This window comes from Citrobacter sp. GW821-FHT07H02 (assembly GCF_059418505.1).
In genome coordinates this window covers 104,449-118,077 of record NZ_JBWKPZ010000015.1, presented here as the reverse complement: position 1 = coordinate 118,077, position 13,629 = coordinate 104,449, and the positions used below count along the sequence as shown (strand labels likewise).

At 55.5% G+C, this 13,629-nt stretch carries 11 protein-coding genes and 1 pseudogene; all 12 read right to left on the bottom strand.

The window, feature by feature from the left end:
* Positions 1 to 82 precede the first annotated feature (82 nt).
* Positions 83 to 421, bottom strand: a pseudogene (locus tag AC07NP_RS15570) (formate/nitrite transporter family protein); the annotation flags it as partial.
* Between the two features lie 117 nt (positions 422 to 538).
* The gene (locus tag AC07NP_RS15565) at positions 539 to 2,554 is read right to left on the bottom strand and encodes a sigma 54-interacting transcriptional regulator (protein ID WP_494660998.1); all 2,016 of its coding nucleotides are present in this window, start codon (positions 2,552 to 2,554) and stop codon (positions 539 to 541) included.
* A 109-nt stretch (positions 2,555 to 2,663) separates the two neighbouring features.
* Positions 2,664 to 3,077: a formate hydrogenlyase maturation HycH family protein gene (locus tag AC07NP_RS15560; protein WP_494660997.1), complete on the bottom strand. Its 414-nt coding sequence runs from the start codon at positions 3,075 to 3,077 to the stop codon at positions 2,664 to 2,666.
* Positions 3,070 to 3,837: an NADH-quinone oxidoreductase subunit B family protein gene (locus AC07NP_RS15555; protein WP_494660996.1), complete on the bottom strand. Its 768-nt coding sequence runs from the start codon at positions 3,835 to 3,837 to the stop codon at positions 3,070 to 3,072. The genes AC07NP_RS15560 and AC07NP_RS15555 overlap by 8 nt, the downstream gene beginning before the upstream one ends.
* A complete protein-coding gene (gene hyfH, locus AC07NP_RS15550; RefSeq protein ID WP_494660995.1) occupies positions 3,834 to 4,382 on the bottom strand; it encodes a hydrogenase 4 subunit H in 549 nt (182 codons plus the stop codon). Before hyfH ends, AC07NP_RS15555 begins: the two co-directional genes overlap by 4 nt.
* Before the next feature lie 10 nt (positions 4,383 to 4,392).
* Entirely contained in the window at positions 4,393 to 6,120 is a 1,728-nt protein-coding gene (locus AC07NP_RS15545; protein WP_203360447.1) for a hydrogenase large subunit, read from the bottom strand.
* Positions 6,098 to 7,690 (bottom strand): hydrogenase 4 subunit F, encoded by a 1,593-nt coding sequence (gene hyfF / locus AC07NP_RS15540; RefSeq protein WP_494660994.1) that lies wholly within the window; start codon positions 7,688 to 7,690, stop codon positions 6,098 to 6,100. The genes AC07NP_RS15545 and hyfF overlap by 23 nt, the downstream gene beginning before the upstream one ends.
* Before the next feature lie 4 nt (positions 7,691 to 7,694).
* Positions 7,695 to 8,345: a hydrogenase 4 membrane subunit gene (gene hyfE, locus AC07NP_RS15535; protein ID WP_494660993.1), complete on the bottom strand. Its 651-nt coding sequence runs from the start codon at positions 8,343 to 8,345 to the stop codon at positions 7,695 to 7,697.
* An 11-nt stretch (positions 8,346 to 8,356) separates the two neighbouring features.
* Complete coding sequence (locus AC07NP_RS15530) at positions 8,357 to 9,796, bottom strand: hydrogenase 4 subunit D (protein WP_494660992.1); 1,440 nt, start codon at positions 9,794 to 9,796, stop codon at positions 8,357 to 8,359.
* A 16-nt stretch (positions 9,797 to 9,812) separates the two neighbouring features.
* Positions 9,813 to 10,760 (bottom strand): respiratory chain complex I subunit 1 family protein, encoded by a 948-nt coding sequence (locus tag AC07NP_RS15525; RefSeq protein WP_203360451.1) that lies wholly within the window; start codon positions 10,758 to 10,760, stop codon positions 9,813 to 9,815.
* 10 nt (positions 10,761 to 10,770) lie between these two features.
* Positions 10,771 to 12,792, bottom strand: a complete 2,022-nt coding sequence (gene hyfB, locus AC07NP_RS15520; protein ID WP_494660991.1) for a hydrogenase 4 subunit B — start codon at positions 12,790 to 12,792, stop codon at positions 10,771 to 10,773.
* Complete coding sequence (locus AC07NP_RS15515) at positions 12,792 to 13,409, bottom strand: 4Fe-4S dicluster domain-containing protein (RefSeq protein WP_203360453.1); 618 nt, start codon at positions 13,407 to 13,409, stop codon at positions 12,792 to 12,794. Before AC07NP_RS15515 ends, hyfB begins: the two co-directional genes overlap by 1 nt.
* Positions 13,410 to 13,629 lie beyond the last annotated feature (220 nt).

Sequence of the window (13,629 nt, the reverse complement as noted above, 5' to 3'; positions counted from 1 at the left end):
ACTGGTTTTGTCATGAGTCACCTCTGATTGAGAGTTTACTCACTTAGTCGCGTGTCCACTATTCGCGGGTAAGATCAATAAACCAGTTGACGATTAATTGCCGCCAGCTGATCAGCCCACTTGCTTTGGCCATGACCGTCATTACTGTCGACATAAATAGATCGGCACCACAAACGACGACAAAAATAAGACCGAGAGAAAAACAGAGACCGCCAACCAGTTTGGTTAACGCTGTCGCTGGCCCTGCGCCAGTGGTTACGGTGATATAAAAGACAAAGGCAATAGAAATGAACACACCGGCAGTGATTGCCAGAAAAAATGCCAATTCCTTTTTCTTTGTCACCTTATAGACGCCTGCCTGTTCGGCGACTTTTGCCATTTCTGCAGGCATTCTCAAATCTAAAGAAACGCTGTTCTTCATAAGATACTCCTGAATAGCACTGAGATATCAAAGACTGCATACCTTTATGCACAGTGCGTACCAGAGTGAGAGCCTCTTACGAGAATGAAATGTGAATCCCTTCACAGAGTTGCAGCGTTATAAGACCTCACGCGCGGTAATGCCCAGCCGTTGCATACGCGATAATAAGGTTGTGCGTTTCATGCCCAGTCGCGTAGCGGCGCCACGAGGTCCGGCGACAATGCCGTTTGTTTCCCGTAGAACCTGAATAATACGCTGGCGCTCCTCTTCATCATTTTCTGGTGTGGCGGGATTAAGCATTTCCGACATCGGCCCGGAAACGGGGGAGTCGCTTCCCAGCGGCGGCAGTAGCCGGGTCTGGCGGGTATTCAGATGCAAATTCAGGCTATTGCCCCGGGTGAGCAATACCGCACGTTCGATCACGTTTTCCAGTTCACGCACGTTCCCCGGCCAGTCCCAGGTCATCAGTTGACGTAGCGCTTCCGTCGGGATCACGTCAATGTTCCGGTTCATCCGCTTCGCCATCTTTTGCGTAAAGTGTTTCGCCAGAAGCGGAATATCTTCCGGGCGTTCGCGCAGCGGCGGTATCTCAAGGGGAAAAACGTTCAACCGATAAAACAGATCGCTACGGAATTGCCGGTCTTCGACCATTTGCCAGAGATCGCGGTTGGTGGCGGCAATCATTCGCACGTTGACCGGTATTGTTTTGTTTCCGCCAAGACGTTCGATCTCCCGTTCCTGCAGTACACGCAGCAATTTGGGCTGTAACTCGAGGGGAAGATCGCCGATCTCATCGAGAAATAAGGTTCCGCCGTCGGCAATTTCAAAGCGGCCGCGATGGGTGTTGATCGCGCCGGTAAAGGCCCCTTTATCGTGTCCGAACAGTTCACTTTCCAGCAGGCTGGCGGGGATCGCGGCGCAGTTAATCTTTACCAGCGGTTTATCCCGACGCAGACTTAACTGATGGATCGCGCGGGCAATCACCTCTTTCCCCGTCCCCGTTTCACCGCAGATCAATACGGTGCTGTCGCTCTGCGCCACAATGTTGATCTGCGAAAGCAGATCATCCATTGCCTGGCTTTGATAGATAATATTACCGGCGCCCTGGCTGGCGAACAGTTGTTCACTCAGCTGAAAATTTTCCTGTTTCAGGCTCTCTTTCAGGTCCGTCATACTGCGCCAGGCATCGGCATTATCTACGGCGATAGCAACGCGGTCGGCAATATGTTGGAGAAGTTCGCAATTCTCTTCGCTGAACTGCGATCGCGAAGGGTGGGCGAGAAGTAAGACGCCCGGCGTATGGCTGCCAAAGGTCAGTGGCAGAAAGAAGGCGTTTCCGACGTTGTTGTTTTTCAGATCCAGCAGCAGCGGGTCGTGCTCCCACAGAACGGGATCATCTGCCAGATGCAGCAAACAGGCGTGCTTGTCGCGCAGCGTTTGCATCAGCATGATGCTCTGTTCCTGCAGGATAAACTGCAGGCGTTCCGGCTGTTCTTCCTGAGAGAAATCGGTACTCCATGCGCAGAACTTGTCTGTCCGCCGGGTATCCCGCAAAACCATGCTGACGAAAGTAATACCGAAGAAGTGGTTAATCTCTCTGGCAACGTCGTCGATCAGCTCTTCCAGATTTAAATGGGAGAGCACCGAGTTGGTTATATCGACCAGCACACGATGATGATCGCGTTCTTTCGAGACGGTCTGAAGGGATTCCTGCTGGCTCGACTGGGTAAGCATAGATTCCAGTACAGGCGTCATAATGCGAACTAACCAGTTGAATAAGCTGGTGTCCTGGCGGGTAAACGTTCCTTTATCCGTGCGAATGAAGCGCAACTCCGCCATCAGCGTATCGCCGAGCAGCGTGGCGTGTAGCGAAGAGTCGCTGACGTCGCGCAGGTAAGGTTCTTCGACAATCTCGTCGGTTCCATCGTCGAAGCAGCGATAATAAAAGCTGCTTTCCGGGATGTGGAGTTCAATAAGTTGTATTGGGCTGAAGGGCGGGGGGAGCGGAACGAAGGCGTGCAGTATAGAGGCCTTATCATTCTGCCGAGTCAGAGAGTGCATAAGTGTACTGACTACATCATCCAACAACTTACCTACAGGCGGGGCAAAAATTGCCTCGTCAAACTTTGTCATCAACGGTCCTTTTTACTGAAGAGACATTGGGTGTAGCGAGTGCGTTTCGGTAGCGATCATGGCAACGCGACACTTTACCTTATCCCTTCACTTCGTAATGTTATCCGTCTCACGAGATCTTCCGCGCCATCAGATAAATGGCGGGCTCACGAACAATATCATCCAGCAGATGAATCAATTGGATACTCAAATTACGCCACGGTTCCGCGGCGTCATCGGCGAGGGGGGAGAAGGCGCGGCTGAGCATGTTAACGTGACTGGCATCGATAACAATCTCGTCAAAGCGGAGTACGCCCGACATTTTGCGGCGCGCCTCTTCATCTTCCACTTGCGCTATCCATTGGTTGTAGTCTGCCAGCGGGCAGGTTAATGCCACGTTCAGGCAGTCGATGACACCAACGTGATGGCCTATCGCCAGTGAGTAGTACATGACCTGGCGACTTTTTTCCGGCATGGCGACCGTACTGTCGAGAAACTTCTTTCGCAGCGTCCAGAAGACGATTTCGCCGCGCTGATTAGCCATGTTGCCCCCTGAGAGTCAGTAATAACTGGTGTACGATGTCGGTCAGACGCGGATCGTCAGCCTCTTGTAACCAGCTCGCCACCTGTTGACCGGAAGGATCCTGAGTCAGCACCCGTAAGAGCTGGTCACAGATCTCCCGTCCCTGGCGATAACCCGCCAGGCGGCGCGCCTCTCTCTCCACGGCGATACGCTGAGCGGAAGGGATCTGCGGCCACAGCGGTTGAGACGGTTCGGCTGCGGCATCGACATAATCCACACCATGAATTTTCTGCTGCAGTAATCCCAGCGCCACGGCAAAACCGTGGATCGTAGCGGCTGGCGTGGGTGGACATCCCGGTATCCACACGTCGATAGGCACAATCGTGTCACTGCCTCCCCACACGCAGTACAGATCGTGGAAAATCCCGCCACCGACGCCGCAGGCGCCATAGGAGACACAGATCTTATGGTCTGGCGCGGAGTGGTACGCGCGCAGCGCAGGCATGCGCATTGCACGGGTAACGGCGCCGGTAAATAACAAAATATCGGCATGTCGGGGGGACGCCACCACCTTAATACCAAATCGTTCAGCGTCGAACACCGGGGTGATCGCAGAGAAGATCTCGATTTCGCAGCCATTACACCCGCCACAGTCAACGCGATAAACATACGCTGAGCGGCGAATATCCTTCAGGAGGCGCTGCTTCATTTGTTGTGCCTGGTCGTCCAGCGTAATGGGCTGACTGACGTGGTGGCGATGCGTTGCCGTCAACGAAGTCATTGCTTCTCCTTAATGGCAAAAGATATATTTTCGCAGCCGCCATGAAACAGCGCGGCGCGTTGTTTACACTCCGGGCAGATGCCTGCCTGCTGACGCAGCAATTCCAGGTTTTGCGGCGCATTTTGCTGTTGCACCAGTAACGCGATAGCCATCTCGATCGACTTTTCTGGCGCAAACGGCCGCTGACACTGAGTGCAGTGTTGCAGACGGAACGTTGCGCGGGTGTACAGGTCCGCCTTACAGGTGACCGCCAGCTCGAAGTTTTCAGACAGCCGTATCGCCCGGGTTGGACACACCTCTTCGCAACGACCGCAATAAATACAGCGCCCCAAATAGAGCTGCCAGGTGCGGGTGTTATCCTGCGCGGAGGTTTCCATGGTCAGGGCGTTGGCGGGGCACGCCGACGTACAGGCCGCACACGCGATGCACTGACGTGGGTCCAGCTCCGGCTTGCCGCGAAAGCCAGGGCTGACCTCCAGCGGCGCAAAAGGGTATTTCACCGTGGGCTCTCCAGCCCGCATGATGGTTTTGAGTAATTTCAGCATTTTTCTGTCCTTACTTCAGCGGCGAACGGCTACGGTCAATGCTGTAGCGCTCGATCTCTTTATACGGCACGGTTTTCGACTTGCGCTTACGCACATCAATCAGCGTCACGCGGTCAGTGCAGGAATAGCAAGGATCGAGGCTGCCGATAATCAGCGGCGCATCAGAAATGGTGTTACCACGCAGCATGTAGCGCAGAACTGGCCAGTTCGCATAGGTCGCGGCACGGCAGCGCCAGCGGAACAGCTTCTGATTGTCGCCGAGCATGCTCCAGTGCACGTCTTCGCCGCGTGGTGCTTCTACAAAGCCGAGTGCAAAAGCATGCGGGCGATAGGTGAAGCCTTCGGTGAGCAGCGGCGTATTCGGCATCATGTCGAGGGCGTATTCGATCATTGCCAGCGAGTCGAAGGTCTCTTTCACGCGTACCATCACGCGGGAGAACACATCGCCCCCAGGGAAGCTGAACAGCGTTTTCGGGATGTTGGCGTAGTCAGAATACGGGTGGTCAAAACGCAGGTCGCGGGCAAAACCGCTGCCGCGAATCAACGGTCCTACGGGACTAAAGTCGCGGGCAATTTGTCGGTCGAGAATACCGACGCCCTGGGTGCGTTGTTCCATATTGGGGGTCGCGAGCAACATTTCGACGAGATCCGAAACCTCTGCGCGCATTTCCCGAACCAGCTTCAGCGTTTGCAGACGCTGCTCTTTGAGAATATCGCGGCGAACGCCGCCGATCAGGTTGAGGCCATAGGTTTTACGCGAACCCGTCAGCAGTTCCGCCATCGTCATCGATTTTTCACGTACGCGGAAAAACTGCATAAAGCCGGTATCGAAGCCGACAAAGTGGCAGGAAAGACCCAGATTAAGCAGATGGCTGTGCAGGCGCTCGACTTCCAGCAATATCGAACGGATGGTATGCGCACGCTGCGGGACGTGGATCCCAAGCGCATTTTCGACGGACGTGGCGTAGGCCACGCTGTGGGCAAATCCACAAATGCCGCAGACCCTGTCCGACAAAAATGTCACTTCGTTGTAGCCCATCCGCGTTTCCGCCAGTTTTTCCATGCCGCGGTGCACGTAAAACAGGCGATAATCGGCGTCGACGATCCGCTCACCATCAACAAAAAGGCGGAAATGGCCGGGTTCGTCGGAGGTAATATGCAGCGGACCGATGGGGATCACGCGCGCGTCATCACCGCCGTCGTTAATAAACGGATAGGTTTCGCTATCGGTCGTCGGTCCTGGGCGCAGGCGATAATCCATGGCATCTTTACGCAGCGGATGCATATCGTCAGGCCAGTCGTCTGGCAGCACCAGTCGGCGCTGATCGGGCAAACCGACCGGAATAAGGCCATACATATCGCGAATTTCCCGCTCGCCCCAGACCGCGGCAGGGACGCGTGGCGTGACCGATGGGAACTCACGACTGTTGGCATCGACCAACGCCTTCACCACAATCCAGCATTTTTCCGCGCCTTCAATCGAGAGCGCATAGTAAACCGCATAGTGTCCGTTCAGGCTTCGTTCGTCGTTACCAAACAGCACCGGTAGCCAGCCTTCATGCTGGTAGTAAAGATAATGCACGATGTCGGGCAGCAGATTCGTTTTTACCGTAATCGTCACCTGCGTCGGTGTTTGTCGCTCTTCGTCCAGCACCGCGCCAGGAAACTGATTTCGTACTGCGGCCAGACAGGCTTCGCCGCGGATTGACTGGTTATTAACGCTGTCTGAATAATTCACTTTTACTCTCCGGTACCGATGCAGTAGTGGGGTTAACAAAATCACGCCAGCCGTTTAGCTGAATAGGGCGTTCAGAGGAGCCTGAAAGCACGATCGCGGAGGCATTTTCCAGAATTCGGCTTACCGGTTGCGGTATGTGGGTACCCATGACCAGCATCATGACCAGCAGAACCACCATGGGTAGCGTCGTCAGCCACCCCAGTTCACCGCGACTCACCGCCTCTGGCGGGCGAGCAAACAGAACCCGGGCGACCATGCGGATCAGACCCGCCAGCACCACCGTCAGCAGCAGCAAGAGCACAATGGTGAGCACGATATGATCACGGGCAAGACCCGCCGTGACGGTCATAAATTCACTGAGGAAGATATTGAACGGAGGCATGCCCGCGAGCGCCAATGCACCGCCCGCAAACAGGACGGCGGTAAACGGCATGATTTTTAGCATTCCGCAGACCACATCAATATTTCGCGTGCCATATTTCAGCAGTACATTGCCGGAACCGCAGAACAGCAGGGTTTTCGCCAGACTGTGGTTTAACGTGTGCAGCAACGCCGCCAGAATACCCAGCGGCCCGCCGATACCCAGCGCAACGGCGACCAGTCCCATGTTTTCCACGCTGGAATAGGCCAGCAGACGTTTCATGTCCTGCTGCACGAGAATAAAGAAGGCGGCAACCCCGACGGACAACAGACCGAAGATCAACAGCAGCGTATTGGGGAAATCGCTGCCGATGGCGTTGCAGATAATGATGTAATAACGGATCAACACCAGCAGCGCACAGTTAAGCAATACCGCAGAAAGCAGGGCGCTCACCGGGCTGGGTGCCTCACTATGCGCATCCGGCAGCCAGGCGTGCATTGGGAACAGACCGGTTTTGGTACCGAAACCAATCAGGACAAACACAAACGCCAGCAGCATCAGCGTCGGATCAAGCAGCGTCGCCTGCTTCAACACGTCGGTCCAGAAAATCGCCAGATTAGGATCGGACATGATGCTCGCGGCGTTGGCGTATACCAGAACGGTGCCAAACAGACCGAAAGCGACGCCAACGGTACAGATGATGATGTATTTCCAGGCCGCTTCCAGTGAGGAGCGCTGGCCGTAGATACCCACCAAAAACGCGGAACTGAGGGTGGTGGCTTCAATCGCCGCCCACATCACGATCAGGTTATTGCTGGTCACCACCAGCAGCATCGTGAACAAAAACAAATGGAAGAAACCGTAATAGTTACAGAGCGTAGGCTCGGTGATTTCTCCGTGTTTCACCTCATGATTCATATAACCGATTGAATAGAGGCCCGTGAGAAAACCAATGACACCCAGAATGGCTAAAAACAGTCCACTCAGGCTATCAATATGCAGCCAGCGATGCCCGGCGAAAATCTCGCCTTCGCTCAGCGCTTCTTTTACCGTCCAGAGCGTCAGAATCAGCAGTAATGTGATCCCCACGGTATGAATCAGGGTGACCGCGTTGCGTGCTGACCCGCCCGTCATGCGACAGGCAAAACAGAGCAATGAGATAACCAGTGGCGTCAGCAACAGTAAGGTGAACATGACAGAATGACTCATTTCATTATCCCTTCAACGCAGTCAGGTTGTTCACGTCCAGCGTGCCATGGGTCCGCCAAATTTTTCTGGCCATCAGCACCATCACGATAACGGCGAAAATGGCGTCGGTCGCAATGCCTATTTCGACCAGCTCCGGCGCGCGCCAGGCGATCAGCGCCAGCACCAGATGGGAGCCGTTCTCCATCAGGCAGTAACCGAAAATCTGCCGCAAAATATTGCGTTGGCTGATAATGCACAGCAGTCCGAGGAGGAAATGCCCCAGCGCTACCGCCAGTGCAGGCTTCAGGTCCGCCGCCATCGGTAATTTCACCGGCTGTACGACGAAAGCGCAGAGCAGCACAATGAGTGCAGCCAGTAACGCCATGGTTGCCGGGCCGAACAAGTTCTTCTCTGTGCTGACCGGGGCGATTTTGCGTACGGCAAAACTCATAATCAGCGGCACCATCACCACTTTGGTGACGAAGGCGCTGACCGACCACATCATCAGTTGTTCTGCCGCAAACACCCGCGAGAGCGTCACGAAAATGGACACCAGAACCAGCGACTGGACGGCATAAAAAATACATGAGAGGCGATAGCCTTTGACGCAGATCACCAGAAGTGACGTCAGCATCATCAGTCCCGCCAGATTATTTACGAGCGTTGTTCCCGTCATCCTTCACCTCCTTACTGAAGCCAGGTTGCGGCGATGACGCTGGACACAAGCGACATCACAATCAGTACCATCAACACCAGACGCATTGAGAGCGGCAGCGGCACTGCCTGCGCAACGTCGTCACTCGGTTTGCCCGGCACGACGCGACCAAACCAATAAATAAACCAACCGAAACTGGCGACCGATTCAATCAGCACCAGAACCAGGACAGGTATCAGCAACCAGTACTGACTGGAGAGCATGAAACCGGCGGCGAAAAGCGGGTACTTGCTGAAGAAACCGTTGAATGGCGGTACGCCGGTGATGGCCAACGCCGCCACGCAGAAACCAATTCCCACCAGCGGCAACGTGCGCAATATGCCGCGCAGACGCGGCAGCAGACGTGTTCCGCAGCTATAGCTCAGAGAACCCGCGACCAGGAAGAACAGGCTTTTGGCAAACGCGTGGTTGACGATGTAAGCAATACCGCCCTCGAAAGCGAGATGAGAACCGAAAGTGGCAAGTGACAGTGCGAGAAAAATATAGGCCAGTTGGGTAATGGTCGACCAGGCCAGCAGGCGTTTCATATCGTGTTGCGGCAGATACATCATGAAACCGTAGATAAGCGTTACCAGCGCCATCACCACGCCCGTCCAGCCAATGGCAGGCGGGATCTGACCGCCGTCGAGGATCGCGCGGGCAAAAATGTAGACCCCCACTTTGACCATCGAGGCCGCATGCAGATACGCACTGACCGGCGTTGGCGCTTCCATCGCATCCGGCAACCAGGCCTGGAGCGGCAGCTGTGCCGATTTCCCCCATGCGGCGAACAGAATGCCGCCGTAAACCAGATAGCGGGCGTCACCTTGCACTTCACTCAGCGCGCTGAGCGCAAAGGTGCCGGTCTGTAAAAACAGCGTGGCGGCGGCGAGGTACAACCCCAGTGAGGCGATGTGCGTAATCAACAGCGCCTTTAACGCAGAACGCTGTGATTTTGCTGTCTGGTAGTAGCTGATCAGCGCCCAGGAGCAGCCGCCGGTGATTTCGAAAAACAGCAGTTGCCCCAGAATGGTGGAAGAGAGCACCAGCCCGGACATTGCGCCGATAAAAATCAGCAGAAAGGCGTAATAGCGGTTGCTGCCGTTGTGCGGGTGTTCGCGGTTTTTTTCGGTCAAATAGCCGTTGGAAAAGAGTGAAACCAGCAGGCCGAGAAAAACAACCACAAACAGGATCAACGTACTGACGCGATCGATCACCAGTCCAAACAGCGCGATGTCATTGACGCTCGCCAGCGGAAGAACAACCGTCGCTTTCCCGGCCTGGTAAAACATGACCTCCAGCGCCAGCATACTGATCGTCGCCAGTCCGGCAAAGAGCGTCCCCAATGTGGCGGCCTGGCGCTGTGGGGCAAGCGAAACGACCAGCGCGCCGATAAACGGTAGCAGCAGCGTCGTTAGAGCAAGAGATTCCATGGTATGTCGATGCTCCTTACAGACCGGTTAACCAGAAAACATACGACAGCGCGGCGAGACTAAAACCGAGCCAGGTAACGTGGTGCGTCAGCAGGAATCTGCCGCGCGCCAGAGTATTTTCGACGAAAGACGCCAGCACGAAGAGCAGCAGAACTTTGCCCAGTGTCACGACCAGCGAGATCAGCAAGCTGCTGAAAGTCAGGGTTGTTGCGTTGCCAAACGGCAGGAACAGCGAGATGAACAACGCGGCCATCACCACCTGTTTCAGCCCAAGCCCCCACTTCACCAGCGCCAGTCCGGCACCGGAATACTCTGTTAACGGCCCTTCCTGAAGTTCCTGCTCGGCTTCTGCAACATCGAAAGGAATTTTTCCCATTTCAATGAAGCAGGCGAAACCGCAGGCGAGCAACGCCAGCAGTGTGGCGACCGGCGATGCCCAACCTGCCGCCAGTACGTTGCTAATGACGGCGATATGCGTAGAGCCGGCCATTAATGCGATAACGAGCAGAGAGAGGATTAGAATGGGTTCCACCAGGATACCCATCGTCATTTCCCGGCTGGCCCCGATCCCTGAGAACGGACTTCCGGTATCCAACCCGGAAAGGGCAAAAAAGAAGCGGAATAAGGCAAAGAGATAGATAAGAGTGATCAAATCGCCGCCGCCCGCGAGGGGCGACGTACGGATGAAGAGTGGCAACGCCATTGCCACCACCAACATGCTGCTGAGCAATACCCATGGCATGACGCGAAACATCAGACCCGATGAAGAGGGCGCGACTTCCTGACGCTTTAACAGTTTGTTGATGTCGCGGTAGTCCTGCCAGATCCCCGGTCCCGTGCGTGAGTGCATACGGGCGCGGATCTGCCGGGAGATCCCGGTGAACAACGGCGTCAGTGCCAATAAAATGACGGCCTGCAACAACGCAAAACCCGCCAGATATCCGTCGAAGAGTGTGGGTGTCATGGTCGTTTCCTCAGACGGCGATAATCAGTAACAGAATGACCAGCGCAGCCACGACATACAGGCAATACAGGCGGAAATCGCCGCTTTGCAGATACTGTATTTTGTGCGCCAGGCGCTGTGTCATACGAACGATGGGGGCGATGATGTACTCATCCCAGAACGGTTCCGTGTTCCGCGCAGCGGTCGTGGCGTGGAGTAAACCACTGGCGAGCGGTGGTGACGGATCGAGCTGTTTGCGTAACCGATAGAGCGTAGAGAACATCACCCGCAACGGCTGAGTGAAGCTGCCAGCAGAAGGCGCCATCGCACTTTCCCAGCCGTAGCCGCAGGCCCACGCATCCCCGGCACGGCGGAAGTCGCCGCGTCTGGAGCGATAGACCCACCAGTAGAGACCCGGCAGGAGAGGCAAGGCGAGCAGCAACAGGAAAACGGTTGATGGAGTCATCAGGGTTTCATGCATTTCACCCGGGATCAGCGAAATGCCCTCTGCCACAGGCGCGGTGCTGGCCGCCGTAAACGAGAGCACAATCTGCATGATTTGCGGCGCGACCCAGCTGGCGCCAATGCCGGTAAAGACGCACAGCGCGGCGAGCACGATCATCGCCACCACCATCTGCCAGGGCGCTTCCTGCGCCTGCTCCGCTTTTTCGCTGCGCGGTGCGCCGCAGAAACTGATTCCGTAGACTTTAACGAAACACATGGCGGCCAGCGCACCCGTAATGGCGAGCATCACGATGGCGATGGGACCCGCCAGACGCAATGCCACATCGTCAAACCGGGTCATGGCAAATAACGACTGGTAGGTGTACCACTCACTGATAAAACCGTTCAGCGGCGGCATTGCGGAAATGGCCAGACAGCCAATCAGAAACGCGCCTGCGGTCCAGGGCATCCTTTTCGCCAGCGCGCCCATTTTTTCCATATCGCGGGTGTGCAAACGCCAGATGATGGCCCCGGCGCCAAGAAACAGCAGACCTTTAAACAAGGCGTGATTGAGCAGGTGAAAGAGAGCGCCCAGCAGGCCGACCGCCGCCAGGATTGGCTGGTGTATCGACAGGCCAATCATGCCGACCCCGACCCCGAGCAAAATAATGCCGATGTTCTCAACGGTGTGCCAGGCCAGCAGGCGCTTAATGTCATGCTCCGCCAGGGCATAAAGTACGCCGAGCACGGCAGACACGGCGCCAAACGCCAGCACGACGATGCCCCACCACAGCGGAATGCCGCTATGCGCGAGGAGATCGATACCGACTTTGAGAATGCCGAAAATACCGATCTTCACCATCACACCTGACATCAGCGCGGAAGCATGTGACGGTGCGGCAGGGTGAGCGCGGGGTAACCAACTGTGCAGCGGTAGCATCCCCGCTTTTGCGCCAAAGCCAAAAAATGCCAGCAGGAAGACGGCAGAAGCCAGACCGGGCGAGAGTGACAATTCCCGGAAGCTGGCGAAGTCGAGGCTGCCGCTTTGTCGCCACATCAGGAAGAAGGCGATCATGATCAGAACTGAACCGGCGTGGGCGATGAAGAAGTAGAGCATGCCTGCGCTGACGGATTCGTCATCCTGTTCGGCAATCACCAGGAACCATGAGGCCAGCGACATGATTTCGAACAGCACAATAAACCAGAAGGCGTTGTCCATCACCAGCAAACCGACCATCGAGGCGATAAAGAGGTTCATAAAGAACCCCATCGCGGCGGCGCCCTTGCCGACGTATTCGCGCATGTAGGCCAAAGAGTAAAGCGCACAGACGGTGACCAGCAATGAAATCACCAGCACCATAAAGGCGGACAGGCTGTCCATTCGAACTGTCAGCTCGGCAAATGAGAAGGGAGTCTGAATAGCCCAGGTGAGCGTCGCGCCGGTTTTCAGCTGCGTTATCGCACTGCCGATACCGGTAAGTCCCCCTAAAACCCCCGATAAACCGGCGATATTAATGGCAGCCCGATCGCGTCCTGAGAATAACAATGACATCACGCCGCCGGCGACATAGAGCGCCAGCGACCACATCAATAATTGCAGGGCATCCATCAACGTTGCTCCTGAGTCAATGAAAGAGGATCCAGCGCGAGGTCCGGCATCGCGTCGACAGCCAGTTGCTGTTTCAGTCTGGTCTGCTGGCGCAGGACATCATCGGTGACCAGGTGCAACGCCTGAGTGACGCAGGTGGCGACGCACGCCGGACCTTCGGGGAGGAAATAGCAGAGGTCGCACTTAACGGCGATGGCTTGTACCCCGGCATCCCAGCGTAAGAAGGGGCTGAGCGCCGGCGCGCTTTCCGGCACGTCATTGAGTTGTCCTTCCGCCTGATGGGCAAACTGCGTGGGAACGTCAACAGGACGGCTGCCGGAAGGGACAATGGCGCCAAACGGGCAGACAAGGCCGCAAAGTTTACAGCCAATGCAAAGGCTTTCATTGAGCTGAATGGCGTCATCATGGCGCGTGATCGCATTGACAGGACACACCTGCTTGCAGGGGGCGTCTTCGCAGTGACGACAAAGCACAGGCGCGGTGTGTGTGGGGGTTCGCACCAGAGCAAGTCGTGGATGTTGTTGCAAGCCTTGCTTTTTATGTACGTCCGAACACGCAGCAAGACAGGTATTGCATCCAATACACCACTGAGGATCGGCTATCACAAAGCGGTTCATGTGGCTCCTTGAGACAAAACAAAACGTTACGCCTGTTATGCACAAAGGATGCCATCTTTTTAATTATCTTAAAATCAACTGGTTACGTGGTTTTTGTTGCGAAAACAGAACAAAAGTGATGGTCAATACCGTCCGCGATTTGGTGTGTCGGCATTAGTGTCGGCAGGGAAAATAACACTGTGATATTAGTCACATTGGGGGATGTTACGCAGAGAAAAAC

Bases quoted from the DNA above. Each gene is read 5' to 3' on its own strand.
- AC07NP_RS15565 (WP_494660998.1), bottom strand. From the start codon at position 2,554: ATGACAAAGTTTGACGAGGCAATTTTTGCCCCGCCTGTAGGTAAGTTG.
- AC07NP_RS15560 (WP_494660997.1), bottom strand. From the start codon at position 3,077: ATGGCTAATCAGCGCGGCGAAATCGTCTTCTGGACGCTGCGAAAGAAG.
- AC07NP_RS15555 (WP_494660996.1), bottom strand. From the start codon at position 3,837: ATGACTTCGTTGACGGCAACGCATCGCCACCACGTCAGTCAGCCCATT.
- hyfH (WP_494660995.1), bottom strand. From the start codon at position 4,382: ATGCTGAAATTACTCAAAACCATCATGCGGGCTGGAGAGCCCACGGTG.
- hyfF (WP_494660994.1), bottom strand. From the start codon at position 7,690: ATGAGTCATTCTGTCATGTTCACCTTACTGTTGCTGACGCCACTGGTT.
- hyfE (WP_494660993.1), bottom strand. From the start codon at position 8,345: ATGACGGGAACAACGCTCGTAAATAATCTGGCGGGACTGATGATGCTG.
- AC07NP_RS15530 (WP_494660992.1), bottom strand. From the start codon at position 9,796: ATGGAATCTCTTGCTCTAACGACGCTGCTGCTACCGTTTATCGGCGCG.
- AC07NP_RS15525 (WP_203360451.1), bottom strand. From the start codon at position 10,760: ATGACACCCACACTCTTCGACGGATATCTGGCGGGTTTTGCGTTGTTG.
- hyfB (WP_494660991.1), bottom strand. From the start codon at position 12,792: ATGGATGCCCTGCAATTATTGATGTGGTCGCTGGCGCTCTATGTCGCC.
- AC07NP_RS15515 (WP_203360453.1), bottom strand. From the start codon at position 13,409: ATGAACCGCTTTGTGATAGCCGATCCTCAGTGGTGTATTGGATGCAAT.